This window comes from Streptomyces sp. NPDC051310 (assembly GCF_044455245.1).
Lineage (GTDB): Bacteria > Actinomycetota > Actinomycetes > Streptomycetales > Streptomycetaceae > Streptomyces.
On record NZ_JBITEO010000012.1, the window covers coordinates 15,946 to 33,587 of the forward strand.

Annotated in this window: 16 protein-coding genes and 3 pseudogenes; 8 read left to right on the top strand and 11 right to left on the bottom strand. The window is 71.1% G+C overall.

Translation table 11 applies throughout. The annotated features are described in order from the left end of the window. Positions 1-10 precede the first annotated feature (10 nt). Both ACIA79_RS18930 and ACIA79_RS18935 read right to left on the bottom strand, forming a co-directional pair. Entirely contained in the window at positions 11-1,795 is a 1,785-nt protein-coding gene (locus tag ACIA79_RS18930) for a transglycosylase domain-containing protein (protein WP_399429441.1), read from the bottom strand. A gap of 273 nt (positions 1,796-2,068) precedes the next feature. Beyond that, positions 2,069-2,901, bottom strand: a protein-coding gene (locus tag ACIA79_RS18935; RefSeq protein WP_399429442.1) for an IS5 family transposase whose coding sequence is annotated in 2 segments (ribosomal slippage) — positions 2,069-2,559 and positions 2,559-2,901 — 834 coding nt in all. Because the reading frame shifts where the segments join, the coding sequence is not laid out codon by codon here. A 94-nt stretch (positions 2,902-2,995) separates the two neighbouring features. On the opposite strand from ACIA79_RS18935, the pseudogene ACIA79_RS18940 reads away from it, so the two are divergent. Then, positions 2,996-3,682, top strand: a pseudogene (locus ACIA79_RS18940) (IS701 family transposase); the annotation flags it as partial. Here the strand turns inward: ACIA79_RS18940 and ACIA79_RS18945 are convergent. The 3 genes and pseudogenes from ACIA79_RS18945 to ACIA79_RS18955 all read right to left on the bottom strand — a co-directional run. Next, a pseudogene (locus tag ACIA79_RS18945) lies at positions 3,671-3,917 on the bottom strand (IS256 family transposase); the annotation flags it as partial. The pseudogenes ACIA79_RS18940 and ACIA79_RS18945 overlap by 12 nt on opposite strands. Positions 3,918-4,271: 354 nt before the next feature. Next, positions 4,272-5,213: a hypothetical protein gene (locus ACIA79_RS18950; protein ID WP_399429443.1), complete on the bottom strand. Its 942-nt coding sequence runs from the start codon at positions 5,211-5,213 to the stop codon at positions 4,272-4,274. Positions 5,214-5,539: 326 nt separating this feature from the next. Next, the gene (locus ACIA79_RS18955) at positions 5,540-5,851 is read right to left on the bottom strand and encodes a CAP domain-containing protein (RefSeq protein ID WP_399429444.1); all 312 of its coding nucleotides are present in this window, start codon (positions 5,849-5,851) and stop codon (positions 5,540-5,542) included. A gap of 445 nt (positions 5,852-6,296) precedes the next feature. Here ACIA79_RS18955 and metG point away from each other — a divergent pair, with 445 nt between their 5' ends. Further along, positions 6,297-7,826 carry a methionine--tRNA ligase gene (gene metG, locus ACIA79_RS18960; RefSeq protein WP_399429445.1) on the top strand — a complete coding sequence of 510 codons (1,530 nt, stop codon included), beginning with the start codon at positions 6,297-6,299 and terminating at the stop codon, positions 7,824-7,826. A 97-nt stretch (positions 7,827-7,923) separates the two neighbouring features. On the opposite strand, the gene ACIA79_RS18965 is transcribed toward metG, so the two are convergent. After that, on the bottom strand, positions 7,924-8,076 hold the full coding sequence (locus ACIA79_RS18965) for a hypothetical protein (RefSeq protein ID WP_399429447.1): 153 nt from the start codon (positions 8,074-8,076) through the stop codon (positions 7,924-7,926). 173 nt (positions 8,077-8,249) lie between these two features. On the opposite strand from ACIA79_RS18965, the gene ACIA79_RS18970 reads away from it, so the two are divergent. Together ACIA79_RS18970 and ACIA79_RS18975 are read left to right on the top strand one after the other, a co-directional pair. Continuing rightward, on the top strand, positions 8,250-8,411 hold the full coding sequence (locus tag ACIA79_RS18970) for a hypothetical protein (RefSeq protein ID WP_399429448.1): 162 nt from the start codon (positions 8,250-8,252) through the stop codon (positions 8,409-8,411). Between the two features lie 62 nt (positions 8,412-8,473). Continuing rightward, complete coding sequence (locus ACIA79_RS18975) at positions 8,474-8,620, top strand: hypothetical protein (RefSeq protein ID WP_399429449.1); 147 nt, start codon at positions 8,474-8,476, stop codon at positions 8,618-8,620. A gap of 740 nt (positions 8,621-9,360) precedes the next feature. On the opposite strand, the gene ACIA79_RS18980 is transcribed toward ACIA79_RS18975, so the two are convergent. From ACIA79_RS18980 to ACIA79_RS18995, 4 genes are all read right to left on the bottom strand, one after another. Beyond that, complete coding sequence (locus ACIA79_RS18980) at positions 9,361-9,807, bottom strand: VOC family protein (protein ID WP_399429450.1); 447 nt, start codon at positions 9,805-9,807, stop codon at positions 9,361-9,363. Positions 9,808-9,975: 168 nt separating this feature from the next. Then, a complete protein-coding gene (locus ACIA79_RS18985) occupies positions 9,976-10,632 on the bottom strand; it encodes a hypothetical protein (protein ID WP_399429451.1) in 657 nt (218 codons plus the stop codon). Between the two features lie 44 nt (positions 10,633-10,676). Next, entirely contained in the window at positions 10,677-11,444 is a 768-nt protein-coding gene (locus tag ACIA79_RS18990; protein ID WP_399429452.1) for a peptidoglycan recognition protein, read from the bottom strand. A 241-nt stretch (positions 11,445-11,685) separates the two neighbouring features. Beyond that, positions 11,686-12,834 (bottom strand): DUF4185 domain-containing protein, encoded by a 1,149-nt coding sequence (locus tag ACIA79_RS18995; protein WP_399429453.1) that lies wholly within the window; start codon positions 12,832-12,834, stop codon positions 11,686-11,688. Positions 12,835-13,187: 353 nt separating this feature from the next. Between ACIA79_RS18995 and ACIA79_RS19000 the strand changes: the two are divergent. Continuing rightward, a pseudogene (locus ACIA79_RS19000) lies at positions 13,188-13,811 on the top strand (DUF6891 domain-containing protein); the annotation flags it as partial. 91 nt (positions 13,812-13,902) lie between these two features. Here ACIA79_RS19000 and ACIA79_RS19005 read toward each other — a convergent pair. Then, positions 13,903-14,160 (bottom strand): HU family DNA-binding protein, encoded by a 258-nt coding sequence (locus tag ACIA79_RS19005; RefSeq protein ID WP_399429454.1) that lies wholly within the window; start codon positions 14,158-14,160, stop codon positions 13,903-13,905. Positions 14,161-14,499: 339 nt separating this feature from the next. On the opposite strand from ACIA79_RS19005, the gene ACIA79_RS19010 reads away from it, so the two are divergent. From ACIA79_RS19010 to ACIA79_RS19020, 3 genes are all read left to right on the top strand, one after another. After that, a complete protein-coding gene (locus tag ACIA79_RS19010) occupies positions 14,500-15,564 on the top strand; it encodes a hypothetical protein (protein ID WP_399429455.1) in 1,065 nt (354 codons plus the stop codon). A 109-nt stretch (positions 15,565-15,673) separates the two neighbouring features. Then, on the top strand, positions 15,674-17,107 hold the full coding sequence (locus ACIA79_RS19015; protein ID WP_399429456.1) for a WGR domain-containing protein: 1,434 nt from the start codon (positions 15,674-15,676) through the stop codon (positions 17,105-17,107). Beyond that, the gene (locus tag ACIA79_RS19020; protein WP_399429457.1) at positions 17,104-17,619 is read left to right on the top strand and encodes a hypothetical protein; all 516 of its coding nucleotides are present in this window, start codon (positions 17,104-17,106) and stop codon (positions 17,617-17,619) included. The genes ACIA79_RS19015 and ACIA79_RS19020 overlap by 4 nt, the downstream gene beginning before the upstream one ends. Positions 17,620-17,642 lie beyond the last annotated feature (23 nt).

The window sequence follows — 17,642 nt, forward strand, 5'->3', positions numbered from 1 at the left end:
TCCCCGCCCCCTACTGGATGGTCGTCATGTACGAGGACCACACCCGCAGCGGCAGCACGTCGCCGCCGCCCCGCTCCGTACCGGAGCCGCCGCCCACCCCCCTCATGGACAGCAGGCCGTCCTTGCCGGGCTTGTTGCGGAAGACGGTCACCGCGGTCGACAACTGCCGGGTCGAGCCGACGAACCAGGCCGCGGGCTGAGGGTCCGCGGCGCCGGTGCGGCCCGCCGCGACCGGGCCGAGGGCCCGCAGCGTCTCCGGGGCGAGCGCGTCGACGGCCTCGCTGCGCATCGCCTCCACGACCTCTCCGGCGACCTCCCGGTTCAGCACCTGCCGGCCGCCGGGTCGGCCCAGGCCCTTCAGCGGCCTGCCCTGGTGCGTGACCGCGGTCACCGCGTACAGGTCGGTGTGCCGGCCGCCGGTGGCGAACGTCGCGTACGCGTCGGCCATCCGCACGGCACTCGGCGTTGACGTGCCGGACGTGAAGGACGCGTCCAGTTCGGCCATGCTCTGCGGCAGCAGGCCGGCGTCCACGGCCACGTCGCGTACGGTCTCCAGATCCGCGTCACGGCCGTCCCGCAACGCCGCCGCCAGGACGAACGGCCGGAACGCCGAGCCGACCGGAACCCCCGAGGTGTCGGCGTTGTTGGCGAAGTGCTTCGTCGCGTCGGGCCCGCCGTACAGCGCCAGCACCGCCCCGTCCTCCGGCCGCACGGACGCGGCACCGACCTGCACGTCCCGGTCGGCGGCCCGCCCCGCGGGATCCAGCGTCCGCGCGGTGACGTCCTCCACGGTGCGCTCCAGCTGCTCCACCAGGGCCCGATCGAAGGTGGTGCGGATGCGGTAGCCGCCGCGTCCCAGCTCCTCCGCGGTCAGCCCGGTCCGCCGCTGGATGTACTTGTTGGCCACGTCCACCAGGTAACCGGTCTGCCCGGACAGGCTGGTGGACAGCGAGGCCGACCGGGGGCGCGGCTCGGGGAAGACCGTGTACCGCGCCCGCTCCTCCTCCGACATGAACCCCAGCTCCACCTGCCGGTCCAGGACGTACCGCCAGCGCACCTCCGCCCTGCGGTGGTGCGCCTCGCTCAGCGACGGGTCGTACAGGTCGCCGCCCTTGAGGAGCGCCGCCAGCAACGCGCTGCGGGGCGCGTCGAGTTCCTTGGCGTCGACGCCGTAGTACGCGACCGCCGCCGCCTGCACCCCGTAGGCGTTGCGCCCGAACCAGCTGGTGTTGAAGTACCCCTGGAGGATCTGCTGCTTCGACAGGTTCCGCGACAGCTTCACCGACAGGCACAGCTCCCGCAGCTTGCGGTCCAGCGTCTGCTCCTGCGTCAGGTAGGTGTTCTTGACGTACTGCTGCGTGATGGTGGAGCCGCCCTGCACCTCCTCGCCCTTCGCCATGTTCACCACGGCGCGGGCCAGCCCGCGCAGCGAGAACCCCGGGTCGGTGTAGAAGGTGGCGTTCTCGGTCGCGATCACGGCGTTCTGGAGGGCCGGCGGGATGTCGGACAGCGGCACGTTCTGCCGGTTGATGTCCCCGACGCTGACCATCTGCGTCCCGTCGGCCCAGTAGTAGACGTTCGCCTCCGTGCGGGCGGTGGCGTTCACGTCCGTGATCCGCACCGTGGAGTAGACGTAGCCGACCAGCACGGCGAGCGCCCCGCAGCCGAGCAGCGCCAGGCACAGGAGCTGGCGCCAGGACGGCACGTACCGCCGCAGTCCGCCGCGGCCCCGGCGCGGGTAGTCGACGCGGAACCGGCGCGCCCTGCCCGCCGTTCGTCGCAGGCGAGGGATCACGGGTGATCGCCCCCTTTCGTACGGTCGCCTTCGTCCCGTACTACGCGGGGTGACGGCGCCCCGTTCAGGCCGTGCGGACCACCACGCCCCCGAGGGCGAGGGTCCCGGCCACCGTGCCGGGCGTGTCGGCGGACTCGCCGACGGGCCGCGGCCTCAGGTCAGTCCCTTCCGCCGGGCGGAACGGTGTCGCGCCCGTGGTGCCCGCAGCCGCCCACGGTCGAGCGCGAAAGAAGCAGGGCAGCCGGAGGACGGGTCTAAGTCGTGTCCGGAAAGTCATGGGAGCCAGAGTTGGAGGCAGGCGAGGGTGACCATGGCTTGGCAGTGGGTGGCTCGTTTGTCGTAGCGGGTGGCCAGGGCCCGGTTCTGCTTGAGCCGGTTGAAGCAGCGCTCGATGACGTTGCGCCGCCGGTAGGCGGCCCGGTCGAGGCGGCAGAGGGTCTCGCCTCGCCGGATGCGACCGTTGATCTGGTCGATCCGCTCCGGGATCGTCGCGGCGATGCCGCGTCTGCGGAGGTAGGCGCGGATCCTGCGGGCCGAGTAGCCCTTGTCCGCGACGACGCGGTCGGGCCGGGTCCGGGGCCTGCCCGGCCCCGGCCGGGCGATCCGGACCTTGGTCATGACGGGTTCGAACTGCGTGCAGTCGTTCACGTTCCCGCCGGTCAGGGTGAAGGCGAGTGGCCGGCCACGGCCGTCGCAGGCGAGATGGATCTTGCTGGTCAGCCCGCCGCGGGAGCGGCCGAGTGCTTCGCCTTCCCAGGTCCCCCTTTTCGGGCCCCGGCCGCGTGCTGATGGGCCCGGACCGTGGTCGAGTCGACGCAGACGATCGTCCAGTCGACCTGCCCGACAGCGTCGGAGTGCTGCTGGACATGGGCCAGGAGGCGGTCCCAGGTGCCGTCGGCGGACCAGTGCCGGAAGCGGTCGTAGACCGTCTTCCACGGCCCGTAACGCTCCGGCAGGTCACGCCAGGCAGCCCCGGTGGACAGCTTCCACAAGATCCCGTTGACGACCTGGCGCCGGTCCCGCACGGGCCGGCCCATCCGGCCCGGCGCCAGCAACGGAGCAATCAACGCCCACGACTCATCCGTCAGTTCATGTCGACGCACCACGAACAGAGCAACGAGCGATCGACTTTCCGGACACGGCCTAGTACTGCAACGGTCTTTCCCGTGGTTGCTGGCCAGCTCGGTCGTTGGTGTGGTTATGGGTGGGGACCTTGCTGACGTCAAATTGTGGGCCGGGGAACTGGAAGCGGTACATGAGCGGTTCGTGCACCGCTTCAACCGGGAGGAGCCGCGTCAGTCGGCGCTGGCGTATATGCGGGGACTGATCGCTTTGCTGGAGCGGAAGAACGGCTGGACGCTGGCGGAGGAGGTCGGTCATGCGGGTCCTGACCGCATCCAGCGGTTGCTGAACCGGATCGAGTGGGACGCCGACTCGGTCCTTGACGACGTACCTGACTATGTCGTCAAACACCTCGGCGACAGGGATGCCGTTCTGATCGTCGATGACACCGGCTTCCTGAAGAAGGGCGTCGGTTCGGCCGGGGTGCAAAGGCAGTACTCCGGCACTGCGGGACGCACCGAACATTGCCGGATCGGTGTGTTCCTCGCCTATGCAACCGGCCGGGGCCGCACGTTGATCGACCGCAGGCTGTATCTGCCCACGTCCTAAACGGACGACCGCGAACGCTGCCGGCGGGCCGGCATCGACGACCAGGTCGGATTCGAGACGAAGGTGGCGATGGCCAAGGCGATGGTCCGCCGGGCCATCGCCGAGAAGGTCCCGTTCAGCTGGGTGACGGCGGACGCCGCCTACGGCTTCAGCAAGGGCTGGCGGTTCGAGCTGGAGCAGGCCGACGTCTTCCACGTCATGGCCACCACCCGGCACCCCGGCCGCGTCGTGCTTGTCATAGCCGAGATGGTAGGTGATCTCGCCCTCTAGGGCGGACTCCAGCAGGCGCTTCGTCAACTGCTGCAGCATGCCCGCCCTCACCAGTCAGCTGCAGGCCCTCGGCCTGAGCCCGGCCCACCGGCTCGTCAATCAGACGGTCATCCACAGACTTCGACAGCGTCTGCCCAGTCGGCTCGACACACTCGTCCTCGGTCACGTTCTTGCTGGTCATCGATGCATCTTCCATGATCGGGAGTTACACCGAAAGTCTTACAGTCCCACTCTTGGCACACCGTTCAAGCGGGCTGCGACCCCGGGTCGAGCGTGCCGGGTCGTTACAGGATGCCGGGCAGAAGGCCCGTGGCGGTGGAAACGAGGTCGCTGGGGAGGCCGCCTGGTGTGGCGGAGGCGTCAATCAGGCCGAGCCGTGATCAATCCCAGCGCTACTCACGTACCGCAACTACTCACACCCGCGGTCTACGCGTCGGGGCCTGCACTGGTCCAACCGGTGCAGGCCCTCCCGGACCAAAGCCCGGCGCGGCTGTTGTCGATGACCGTTCACCGACGGATTTCAGAGGAAGAGGCGTCAGTATGAAATGACGACGTAGGAGTCGCCGCCCGGCTCTCCAGAGCCGCCGGGGGCGCCGGGGCCAATTCCGGCGTTGCCTCCGTCGCCGCCAGCGGCACGGCCGTCAGGTGCGGGCTGGGCGGGCAGGCCGCCCTGGCCGCCGGCGTCCAAGATGCCGGGGGCACCGTCGCCGCCATTCTGGATCGTGCCGGCTCCTGAGCACGTTCCGGTGCCGCCCTCGCCGCCGGCCCCGGGGATGATTCCCCCAGGACCACCACCTGCGCCGCCGCCGCCTCCCTGCCCGCCGGTGGCGACAGCCAGGGCGGTGGCATCGGGTGCGAGCAGGGCAGCAGCTTCTCCCGGCTCGCCGTCACCGCCGGGCGTGCCGACGGGACCAGCTGCACCGCCTTCGCCGCCGGCTCCGCCTTCGCCGGTGTCGACCGTGTAGACGGTTCCTGGCGTCACCGGCACGGTGCACGAGACGTAGCCGCCGGCGCCGCCTCCGCCGCCTCCACCGCCGACTCCGGGGCCGGAGCCGCCGGCTCCGCCGCCTCCGCCTCCCGCACCCCAGACCCGGGCGGTCACGGACGTGACACCCGCGGGCGCGGTGAAGGTTCCGTCGGAGGTGAATACCACTTCACCGCTGGGCGAGGGGGTGGGGATGGTTCCGACGCCGGGACCCGACTGGGCGGCGGCACCGTTCAAACCGATGCTGTCCCTCCCGCTGCAGATCTGCTGGACAGACGTTGCGGTTGCCGGGCCGCTGCCCAGGAGCAGGCCGTTGATGAGGCCGTTCTGGAATGCCACCTTTGTGACCTCGGAGCGCTGATCGCACTCGACCACGTTCGCGCCCCCATCCGCATCCCCGCCGCCATGGGCGTGGACGAAGGCACCACCAACCCCGAACATGGTGCTCCCGACCAGGGCAGCTACCAATGCCGCCCGGTGAAACTTGCGCACACCATCTCCCTGTCGTCCGATTCGTCGCCATCCCCGATGGACACAACGTCAGATTGTGGACATTAAGCGAGATCTGTAGCCCTTTGACCGCAACACGCCTGAGGCCGCCAAGAAGTGGCGCGAGCCGACGGGTGACCGGCCCCGTAAGCCCGCCCTACCTCAGAGCGCCATCGGCTATAACCCCACCGTGCCCCGCACACCACGGGCCCCGGGCAATCAGCCTCGACCTCCCCGAAACCCGGTACTTGGATCCGCACCCCTCAACCAGGCGTATCGAGTGACATACCGCGAGCGGCGGACGGAACGCAGCGCCGCATGAGCTCGTATCACGTGTCGATGTTGATGGCGGCGAATATCGCGGTGCCTTCGGCGTTGGTGACTATGGCAGGGCCGGCATTGCGGGACCCTGGGTAGGTCAGGGCTTTTCTGCGGCCGGGACTGTTGAACCAGGCTTCGGTGATCCGCTTGGGTGGGGTGCCGATCCCTCCCGTGAAGAGGACCTCATGGTCGCAGTGTTCGAGGTTCGCCTGCTGCGCGTTCTTCTGCACGCAGGTACGGGCGGCCCGGGCCAGGCTGTCGCTCGGCTCGACCTCGGGCAGCCCGAGCTCACGGCGTCGTTCATTGAGCAGCGTCAGCAAACGGCCCTCCGCCGACTGATCGGCCGCCGACCGGGGAGGCGCCGGGGCCGCCAACGGGGAAGGCGCGGGCGCCACCCTCGTCGGAGGTCGGGTGGGTGAAGGCTTCGGGTGGCGATCGAGCGGCCGTCGGCGAAGGCGGCGTACTGGTGAAGAGGCGGTGTTCCAACCCTGCGCAATCCGGCGTGCGTGGGGCACCGGGTGATGTCTGCCTCGCCCAGCGCTGCCCCGGCCCCCCTGCGCATGCGGCTGCCGTGAAAGGGCGGAAATAGCAGTGCTGTGACGTCGCTGTGTTGCTACGCTCGGACACATGATCACGCTTTCGCCTCAGCACCGGATGATGCCCCGTCAACGGGGTTGCTGAGGACGGACGCGTACCGAATCCGAGGCCCCGGGACGGGGCCTCGATTGTTGTGCGACCAGGCCTCGCTACCCGGTAGGAGGACCGATGACCGCACCACGCCGCTACATCACCACGACCATTCCTTACGTCAACGCCCGCCCGCATCTGGGCTTTGCCCTGGAGCTCGTCCAAGCGGACACGTTGGCCCGGCACCACCGCCTGCGGGGTGAGCGGGTCCGGCTGCTCAGCGGAACCGACGACAACTCTCTGAAGAACGTCCTGGCCGCCGAAGCGGCCGGCGTCGACGTGCAGTCGTTCGTCGACCGCAACGCCGACGCGTTCGCCGCATTGCGTGGTCCGCTGGCGCTGTCGTTCGACGACTTCATCCGTACCAGCAGCGACCCGCGGCACCGCGTCGGGGTGGAACGGCTGTGGCGCCAGTGCGCCGCGTCAGGCGACCTCTATCGCAAAGAGTACGAAGGCCTGTACTGCGTGGGCTGCGAGCAGTTCTACACCCCTGACGAACTGGTCGATGGACGGTGTGGCGAGCACGGCACCGAACCTCAGCTCGTCAGGGAAGAGAACTGGTTCTTCCGGCTGTCCCGTTACGCCGACCGCCTCCATCATCTGATCTCGAGCGGCGTACTGCGCATCGAGCCTGCCGCTCGCTGCAACGAAGTCCTCGCCCTCATCGAAGGAGGCCTGCACGACTTTTCCGTCTCCCGCTCCCACAGTCGCGCCCGCGGCTGGGGCATCCCCGTGCCCGACGACCCGAGCCAGGTCGTCTACGTGTGGTGGGACGCACTCGGAAACTACGTCACCAGCCTCGGATACGGCACCGATGACACCGCCTACGACCAGTGGTGGGCCACCAGCGAACGCCGCATCCACCTGGTCGGCAAGGGAGTGGTGCGCTTCCACGCCGTGTACTGGCCGGCCATGCTGCTGTCGGCCGGGCTCCCGCTGCCCACCGACATCCTGGTCCACGACTACCTCACCGTCGACGGCCGCAAGATCAGCAAGTCGGCTGGAACCACCGTCGACCCGGTTGCGCTGGCCGCGACCTATGGCACCGACGCGGTGCGCTGGTGGCTGCTGCGCGAGGTACCCCGGGTCGGGGACGCCGACTTCACTCCGGACCGCCTGGTCGCCCGGGCGGATGCGGACTTCGCCGGAGGACTGGGCAACCTCGTCCACCGCGTCGTGACCATGGTGCACCGCTTCCGGGGCGGAACGGTCCCCGCCTCTGCGCCTGACAATTCCAGTGGGATGGCGCTGGTGGACGTTTACCGGAAGACGCCTGACCTCGTCGATGCCGCCTTGGCCAGCTTCGACTTCCGGCGTGCCACCCGCGCTGTCTGGGGCATCGTGGAGGAAGCCAACCGATGCATTGACGCCACCAGGCCATGGGAACTGGCTCGGGAAGAGCGGCAGGGCGACGCTGAAGGAGCGAAGCAGCTCGACTCCGTCCTCGTCACACTGGTCACCGCATGCCGCGTACTGGCTGATGAACTACGTCCTTTCATCCCGGATGCCGCTACACGGATCACCGGACAGCTGACGCCGGTCGAGGGGCGGCTGCCTGCAGCACAGCCGCTCTTCCCTCGCCTTCAAGAGGACACGAGGCCCACGTGACCTCCGGTGCTCCGTGAACCTGGTCGCCCACCTCTCGATCTTCGTTCAGCTTCGAGAGAGGGGCGCTCAGGGCGCTGGCAGGACAGGGATCGGTTCGCTACTCGCTCTCGCCACCGGACCCGCTGTTCAGCCTCAGGGCCGCGAGGTAGCCGGCCCAGCTGTCCTGGGCGAACGCCGCCCACTGAGTGGCGGTGTTTCCGTGGAGTCCGAACAGGTCGCACATGAAGATCGGCGCAAATTCACCGGCCATGCCAAACAGGGCCGTGTCACGGGCCGCGAGGATGGACAGACCGTGCTTCGCGAGCTGTGCCGCCAGGCCACCAGGGCATCGCGGGCGGCCGGCGAGACGGCTCGGGAGAAGTAGCTCCTGGTGCTCGCTGTCGGGCAGGGATCCCACAGCAGAGCGTCTCCGGCACGATCTTCGTGAGGCAGATCGACGACGCCTGGCGCCGCATCACCAGCTGGCTTCAGCATCATGCCCCGGACTCCTACGCTGCCCTCCGCGCCGGCGCGAGCTCCTCGGCAATCACAGCCGTCGACCACGCCCTGCACCTACAAATCCCCGCCGACCTGCGCGCCCTGTGATCGCTGACCGCGGGCGACGACGGGTCGACGGTGCGGGATGCCTGCCCGGCAACCAGGCCCTGATGACCCTGGACGCCGTGACCGCCTTCTACCAGCAGCAGATGGAATCCCAGTCCCACCAGGACGCCCTCCACGCCCGCCGCCCCGAATATGACCGGATCACCGTGGAAAGCATCCTGGATCCCGGTTGCCTCGTACGGCGCAGCTGACCGCACCTCGGGTCTGTACCTGGATACGGCGACCGGCTACCTGGGCCGCTGGTCCCGCTACAACGAAGTTTCCGGCGACGAGTTGGAGACGCTGGCCCCTGCCTGGAAGACGTCGCCGACATGCTCGACGCCCCGGCCCTGGCCACGCGGGACAGGCCCGGCCTGGTCGGCGGGGCGCTGGTATGGGGCAGACTCACCCTCGCGCAGGAAGACCGGTGCCAGCCTCTGATCGGCTGTATGCACACGACGAGGGGGCCGGTCCTCTGACCGACTCCCTCCCTGCCCTGACGTTCAGCTACGTCAGCCGATCTTGCGCCACGTGCAGGTCGTCGCGGCCGACGTGTAGTGCTCGAGACCCTGAAGGGTCACGAAATATCCGTCAGCGTCCAGCATCCACACAAGGGATCCGGGAACCCGGTGAACGCGCGCTGGTTCTGGATGCTCGACCACGATGGGCCGCTGCCCATCCTCGAGGACACCGTCATCCGCCTGAACGTCGAGCGTCTGCCTTTCCGGAGGCGAAACGTGTGCTCCACGTCGAAGAGGCGCAAGAACGCTTGCCGGCAGCGGTCCACATCCGCCGTGGTCGCGTCGGTGCGGGACCACCACAGCCAGCCCGGCTTGTTGTCCCCCGCGCGTCCTGGCTACAGGCGAGGCTTACGCGCGCCCTCGCACGGCAAGAAGGGAACCGCACCCCGACGCGCGGGGTGAACCACGCAGCGATCCTCAGGCCCCCGCTGTCATCGCTCGTCGATCACAGGCATTGGTCCTCCATCGCTATGCCACTTCTGAAGGAAGCTCGGTTGCCGTGTCACATCCACCAGCTCGACGCGGCCGCCAATGCTGTCCAAGCGGTGGTAGGCGAAGGGCCGGCCATAGGGGCAGCCGGAGAAGTCGGTGGCGAAACCATCGTTCTCCAGCCGCTGAGAACCCCGCTGGACAGAGCTGGTCCAGTAGCCCAGATGGTCAAACCGAGCTCCTTGCGACGCATCCCAAGGACTCCCAGCAGGCCCCTCGATCAGCTCTATGAACGGTGGTCCGCCGCGGGTGAAGGCGATGCGATAGTCCCACTCGCCCAGTCGATCAGCTACAGGAGTACTCCAGCCGGCTCCCACGGACCTCCCAAAATCTTCCATAGCCCTCTCGATATCCGGCACGACGAAGCACACATGGTAGAAGGCAGTCATCAGATCATGATCGAGCAGAGGGTGAAGCCGTGTCTGCTGATTTCCTGGCCGGACGTTGAAGGAAAAGCTCAGGCCCGCTCGGCCCGTTCGTTGCCGTGCGGGTGTCCGCGAGGATGCCGAACTTCGCCGATGCCGTCAGCGCGGACCCCGTCGCCGAGCGCCTGCCCCCTACTGCTGTGTCGACCGGGGCGTGCCGTGCCAGCGCCATGTGGTGAGACGGGGATGGCCGGGCAGCTCGGCGCGCCCGGTGGCCCACAGCAGGGTGGGCCAGGGGTCCGTGGTGGAGGGGGCGTCCGGAAACAGCCGGGCGAGCACGCGCGAGCACAGATCGGCGGGCGGGGTCCAGACGAGCCCGAGCCCCTCGGCCAGGTCATGGGTGTGCACCAGGATCTCCACGATCCCCATCGCGGCGAAGCCCTCGGGGTCCGAAACCCCGAAGACGTGATAGGCGCGCACCCGTGACGGCGTCGTACGCACCATGGCGACCAGCAGCGCACCGCTCGCCTCCAGTACCTGCAACAGCCCGGCGGGTCCCGCCGCGCGGTGGGCGTGCACCACGTTCGCAGGGCCACCGGGCCTTCGGCTCTCCCACACGAAGGGCACCTCGCCCTCCAGAGGCGGCGTCCGGGGACCCAGTTGCGCTGCATAGGCGAAGAGGTCGTCGCTGAGGTGCTCGACGGTCTCCCAGCAGTCCCACTCCAGCGAGCCGGCCTTGCCGTCCCAGGCTGTCGGAGGAGCCTCCCGGAGGGTGGTGACGGCACGTCGGATCGCCTGCTCGAGGTCGTCGGCGGTGACAGGCAGCGGTTCGGTGATTGATCGAGACATGGCAGGAACCGTAACGCGGCCGCCCACGAGCGGCCCGTGCGCCGTCACCCGCGCTGCATCCGGGCCGCCCGGGCGCTGATGTCGGGCAGCCTGGCGTACAGCGCGGCGCCCGGGCAGCGTGTGGCGTAGCCGTCCGCGTGCCCGCCGACCACCGGGAGCAGGGCCGCCGTGCCCTTCGGGTAGCGGGCCTCGTCGTGAGTGGAGACCAGCGCCACGCTGGCGCGCGGGTCCGGGCCGCGCGGGTCGAGCTTCCAGGCCACCAGCCGCGCGATGGCGTCCAGCATCGGTTCCGGCACGCGCTCACCGGAGTCGAAGGTGCCGATCGCCGCGATGCCGACCGTGCCCTCGTTGAACCCCTTGGTGTGCGCACCGATGACCGGCCGGTCGACCCCGCCCGCCCGGCCCTCGTAGATGGTGCCGCAGGCGTCGACGAGGAAGTTGTAGCCGATGTCGTCCCAGTGGCGCCCGTAGGCGTGCCCGGCGTACAGGTCGCGCAGCGTGGCCGGCACGCTCGCGCAGTCGTAGCCGTTGGGGGTGCTGGTGTGGTGGATGACGGCTGCCTTCACGGCCGGGGCGTACCGCACGCCGGGCGGGGTGGTGCCGATGGTCCCGGCCCGCCATGCGGTCCGCGGGACGATGGCGGGCCGTGCCCCCCGGTGGCGGCCGTTCCCGCCCGGCGCCCGCGCCTGCGCGACGTCCGTGCCGGGCGGCGGGGCGGCAGCGGGTACGAGCCACAGCGAGGCCGCGGCGAGGAGCGCGAGCACCGTGACGGAGACGGCGGTGCGTGACCGGCGTCTCCTGGCGTGCCGCATGCTCCTCCCTCCGGTCGCCCCCGCCCGCCCATCGTCACCGCGCCCACGCCCGGCGCGCCCGCCGGACTGCTCCGACCGTGGCCCGCGGCGGTACCCGCGACCCGTTCTCCAGCCACTGGCCACCGGGCTCCAGCACCGGCACCACCCCTTCGCCCGTGGGGCGAGGTCGCTGTGGCTCCCGCGTACGGCGGCCGCCCCCAGCAGGTCCGGAAGTCCCCGGCCCGGTCGAGAAGCGCCTGTCTCAGGTGAGGCCGTCGACATCCAGGCGCATCAGCAGCACGTGGTACGGGTCCCACCGCGACATGGTGAAGCTGACCTCCGCCCCCCTGGTGGCCGGATGGAGGAAGGCACCGTAGAGCCCGGGGTGTTCGGCGCCGTCCACGACGACCTGCCCGGCACTCCACGGCCCGGCCGGGTGGGTCGCGGTGCGCGCCACGATCGCGGCGCGCGTCTCGTCGAGGTGGAGCGCCAGCCACTTGTCCAGGTGCGTGTTGTACTGCACCGACAGCTCGCCCACCGGGCCCGGCATGACCGCAACGGCGTCGTTCTGCACGCCCGTACGCCAGCCGGACGCGGTCCAGTACTCGTACGCCGCCGGTTCCAGGAGCCGTTCGGGCAGGACGCGCGCGAGATGGGCGTCCCCGAACCGGCCGCTGGGCGTACCGAAGAGGTGGACGTACCCCTCCCGCCGGACGAGCGCCCCCATCTGGAACCTGCTCCCGCCGCCCTGGTCCGGCCATCGTGCCGTGGAGGGCTTCGTCCAGCTCCGGCCGCCGTCGTCGGAGAAGGCCAGTCCCGCGTAGTTGGTCTCCCAGCGGCCGGGCGGCCCCCACTCCCGTACGGACATGTAGAAGAGGAAGTCGCGGCCGAGCGCGCTGATGCCGGCGGTCGGGATGACGGTGACCTCCCGGGCCGACGCGTCCCCGTGCAGGACCTGCACGGCGTGTCCGGGCCGGTCGGTGACCATGGAGTCGATGTGCATGCCGTCCCGGAGGTCGGGGTCGGCGGAGTGCGCCAAGGTGTTGAAGCGCCAGTCCGCCGTGGCCGGTCCGGCCCCCGCGCCTCCCCAGCCCTCCCCGAAGGTGTCGCCGAAGGCGATCGCGACCCGGCCGAGGCTGTCGTGCCACATCACCCCGAGGTCGGTGGCGTGAACGGCGAAGCGGTCCCGGGTGCGGTTGATGTCGCCGTCGCCCTGGCCCGCCACCAGCGCTACCACCTCCGCCCGCGGTGCGGGGGAGGGCCGGGGCGGTTCCTGCGCCCGTGCGCGGTCGGCGGGGCGGGCGCGGGCCGGCGCCCAAGCCGCCACGGCCACCAGACCGACGCACGCGGCCAGGAGGATGCCCCATGCGGCGCGCCGCCGTCGGCCACCGGAAGCAGACAGGATGGTCACCTCTTTGTGCTCCCGCTCCGCGTTTCCGCTCCGTACTTCCCGCACCGCGCGGGATCCTCCGCACGCGGCCGTTCCGGGCCCGGCTCCCGCTCCGGGCCGGTGCGAGGCTCCGGCCTCGGGCTCGTCCTCGGGCCCGGTTCGCGGGTCCGGTACGCGGGTCCGGTACGCGGGTCCGGTACGTGGCTCCGGCCGCAGACTAACGCGGTGCCGCGCGTTCCGTGGCCCGACACCCGGTGCCGGAGACGGTGCGGAACCGGTGCCGGAACCGGTTGTCAGTGGCGTGTGCCAAGGTGACCGGCATGATGGCGATCACGGTGAGCACCGGGGACGGCGAAGAGCCCGTCCGCGCGCGTGCGCGGCAACGCGGCGGGGACGAGCGCGGCGGGGACACGGATCCCGTACCGCCGCCGGACCTGGACGAGGACGAGCACGAAGAACTCCACGAGTACCTGGAGACGGTGCTGGCCGGGGGGTACGCCACGCGCGACCAACTGGCCGAACTGGCCGAGGACTGCCTGGTGTCGGGCGATTACCGGCCCGTCTCTCCCGCGCAGGCACGGCAGTTGGTCGACCGGATGTGGCGCGAGCGCGTGGCGCAGCAGGCCGCGTGGGAGGGCGAGACCGACCCCGAGCGTCTGAGCAGGGCGTTCGCGGCCCTGGAAGCGGCGGGGATCACCGCCCGGGAGAACTTCACCTGCTGCCGCACCTGCGGCACCGCGGAGATACGCGACGCGGGGGCCGCGGACGCCCGTGGCTTCGTCTACTTCCACTCGCAGGGCACGGAATCGGCAGCGGCGGGCCACGGGCTGATGCTGCTGTACGGCGGCTTCGACGGTACGCCCGGGACGACGGCGGCCGTCGGCAGGGAGGTCGTCGCGGCCCTGACGGAAGCAGGACTGTCCACCGTGTGGGACGGGGACCCGGCCCGCGCGATCCTGGTCACACCGCTCGACTGGCGCAAGCGGCTCACCGGCTGACCCGCGTCCCACCGCGTGTCCTGGCCCGGGAGGGGGTGGCCAGGGCACGGGGAGGGGCGCGGGTGGGGGCGCCCCCGCGGGCGGACGAGGCTCAGCCCACGGTGCCCTGGAGGTACTCGACGAGCGCCTGGCCGGGGCGCAGGGTGGCCGTGCCGTCCTCGGGGTGGAAGCTGCCGAAGCCCAGCAGGGTGACCGTCCGGCCGTCCTTGAGGGCGTCGGCGATGGCACCCGACTGCTCCACCGTGCCGAACAGCGCGTCGATGACGCGTCCGGCCTCCTCGACCGTCGTGGTGCTCCCGTGCTGCGCGACCTTGCGCGTGACGGCTTCTGCCAGCGCCGACCTGTCCATGCTCGTGCCCCTCCTGCCTCTCCTGGTGCGCCGGCCCCCGGCGCACGTCGCTCCGTCCGTCGGACGCTACCCAGAGGCAGGAGCGGCGCATCCGCGCCACGCTGCGAAGCAGCCCGTTCGGCACGGCAACGGCAACCAGTTCCCGCAACGGCAACGGCAACGGCAACGTGGACCGCAACCGCAACCGCAACCGCAACCGCAACCGCAACCGCAACAGCGACGGCGACAGCGGAACGCGGCGCCGCCCTCCGGGACACCGCCCACCCCCCACACCCCGGCCCGCCGCCCTTCGCCCGCCCTGGCGCGTCGCCGCTCGGCGCAGGTGGGATGATCCCGGCCATGCGGGATGTGGGGAACGTGCGCCTGGACGCCGTACTGCTGGGTGCGGCGCCCCCGGTACGGGGAGCGGCCGAGGCGCTGACCGGTGGGCGGCTCGCCGTGCGGAGGCCGGGCAGGATCGAGGTGCACGCACAGGAGGGCTTCCTCGCCGGTGCGACGGATGCCGTCCTCGCGTCGCTGGACCTGCACCCGCACGAGTGCGCGGCGGTGGCACCCGACGGTGGGTTCATCGTGGCCGGGTCCGCCGGACTTCGCGCGGTGACGGACCGGGGCGCCGTGCGGTGGGAACTGCCCCACGACCCCTGGCACAGCGGCCACCGGCCGCCCCGGCCGCCGGGCGCTCCGGCCGTGAGCCCGTGCGGGCGCCATGTGGCGGCCGTGGTCCCCACGCTCCTCGCAGACGGCGACCCCGGAGAGGTGGCCGTGTACGACGGTCCGCCGCGGCTGCGGTACGGGCAGGACCACCTGCTGCTGCTCGACGCGGCGACAGGCCGGATCCGGGCGCGCCGGCCGGTCGCCGCCGTGTCCGACCGGGTGGCCCTGCTCTGGCGGGCCGACGCCGAGGTGTTCGCGGTGTCGTGCTGGACCGCCTGGTACAGCTGGACCAGCTACTGGGTGCGGCCGGGCGCCGCAGGCGTGGAGGTGGCCGGCGGCACGGCCTTCCACGAGGTCGTCGGCTTCCTGCCCGCGTCGTCACGGCTGCTGACGATGCGCCGGGCCGAGCACCTGACCCTCGACGACGACCGCTACCAACTGGCGTGGCACGACGTGTCGGACCCGTCCCTGACGGAGACGTACGACCTCGACCGGCTCTCCTGGGACCCGGACGAGGACGACTTCGGCGACGCCCATGTCCTCGACGCCTCGCGCATCCTGGTCACCGCCGACCAGGTGCCCCCCGAGGGACCACTGGAGCACACCCACTGGCTGCTGGACGCCTCGTCGCTGCGCCCGCTCGGGCGGCTGCGCTACCCCCTACCGGTGCGGGGCGACGTCGTACCCCTCGGCGACGGCACCTGGCTCACCTGCGACGACGCGGCGACGCACCACTGGTCGGCCGGCTGATCCACACCTGCGCGGCGGTCGACGGTCGATTGTCAGTGGGGCCTTCTACTGTTCGGGAAGTGGGACCCGCGGAACACACCGCAGGGCCTGAACCGGGGAGAGGTCTGTCATGTCGAAGACGTATCTGGAGCTGTCGCAGGACGGCGGCGGTGCGCACAAGTTCTACGAAGTCACCGTCCAGGGACAGGTGGTGACCGTGCGGTACGGGCGGATCGGCGCCGCCGGGCAGACGCAGACGTCGACCTTCCCCACCGTCGAGAAGGCCCAGGCGGCGGCTGCCAAGAAGATAGGGGAGAAGGTCCGCAAGGGGTACGCGCCCGCCGTGCAGGGGCAGCGCGCGCCGCGCGCGGTGACCCGGCGTCAGGTGGCGTCCGCGCCGTCGACCGCGCGGGCCGTCGCCCCCGTGCTGTGGCGGTTCCGCACGGGCTCCTCGGCCTTCGGCATCCACATCGACGACGAGCGCTGCTGGGTGGGCAACCAGGCGGGAGACGTCTACACCCTCGGACACGGCGGCGAGGTCCTCGCCCGCTACCAGCTCCCGGACGGCGTCAAGTGCCTGGTCGCCGACGACTTCTGGATCTACGCGGGCTGCGACGACGGCCGCGTCTACGACCTGTCGTCGAAGCTCCCCTTCGCGGCGTACGACATCGCGGCCGACGTCGACATCTTCTGGCTCGACATCCACGAAGGCGTGCTGAACGTCGCGGACCGCGCGGGCCGGCTCACCGTCATCGACCACGAGGACGAGCACCAGTGGGCGCGCGGCGGCCGCGGGGAGCACGCCTGGATGGTCCGGGCCGACGACCGCGCCGTCTACCACGGGCACAACAGGGGCGTGACGGCCCACACCCCGGACGGGAGTGCCGAGCTGTGGCACACGCCCACCCAGGGCGGCGTGCTCTTCGGCTGGCAGGAGGACGACGCCGTGTACGCCGGCACGGCGCACCGGGTGGTCCAGCGGCTGTCGAAGGCGACGGGCAGGATCGAGGCGACGTACGGCTGCGACAGCGCGGTGTACTCGTGCGCCACGTCCCCGGGCGGGCAGTACGTGTTCGCCGGTGACTCCTCGTCGTCGGTGTACTGCTTCGACCGGCACGGCACGCGGTTGTGGAAGCTCGGCACGGGTGGCGGTTCGGCGCTGTCGATGCAGTACCGCGACGAGCGGCTGTACCTGGTCACCACGGACGGCTCCCTGGTGTGCGTGGACGCGAGCGAGGCGGCGATCGCGGCGGCCCAGCAGGGGACGGTGCCCGTCGCCCGCGACGTGAAGCTCGCCGCCACCCTGCCCACGTACGCGCCGGCGACCGCGGTCGCCTCGGTGACGACCGTGACGACGGCGCCCGCGGGCTCGGTGGTCGTGGAGTGCGTGCAGGAGGGCGGCCGGACGCGGGTCCACGTGGTGTCGGACGGCTACGACCGGTCGTGGAACGTGCAGTTCCCGCGGGCGATACGCGAGCCGGGCGTGCGGTACGTCGTCGACGCGCTGCACCCCGCGTCGGGCGGCTTCTACCGGGTCCGCGGTGACATCAGGAGGCTTCAGTGACCGGCGGGGGGTTCGAGGCCGCCACGGGGGACGGCCCGCCGCCCCCGCCGGGGACCGAGGCGCGCCGCGCCGCCGAAGTGCGCGTGGCCTGGGACGGGATGCTGCAGATCCGGCGGCTGACCTCCGCCGGCACAGGCACCGGCACGGGTGCAGACACAGGCACCGGCACCGGTCCCGGCGGCGACTCACGGGCCGTGCCCGCCGCATGGGAGGTGAACCGGCCCGTGCGCGCGGTCGCACTGGCGCTGGAGGCGGCGGGTATCGCACCATCGGCCGTCGACGCGGACGGCCGGCGCGTCGCCACGGGGTACCGGGTCGCGCCGGGGGAGCGGCCCGGGACGGTGCGGGTCGAGTGGCTCGGCCCGCCCGGCGGCGGAGCCGCGCAGGAAGAGGAGGGCCGGCTGTCCGAGTGCGCCCGGGTGCTGGAGGGACTGGGCTGGGAGGCGCTGTTGTACCGCGGACCGCGCAAGCGGCGCTTCCTGGAGGTCGAGGCGGTCCGCGGTACCGGATGAAGCCGTCGGCCGGCTCAGGGGCC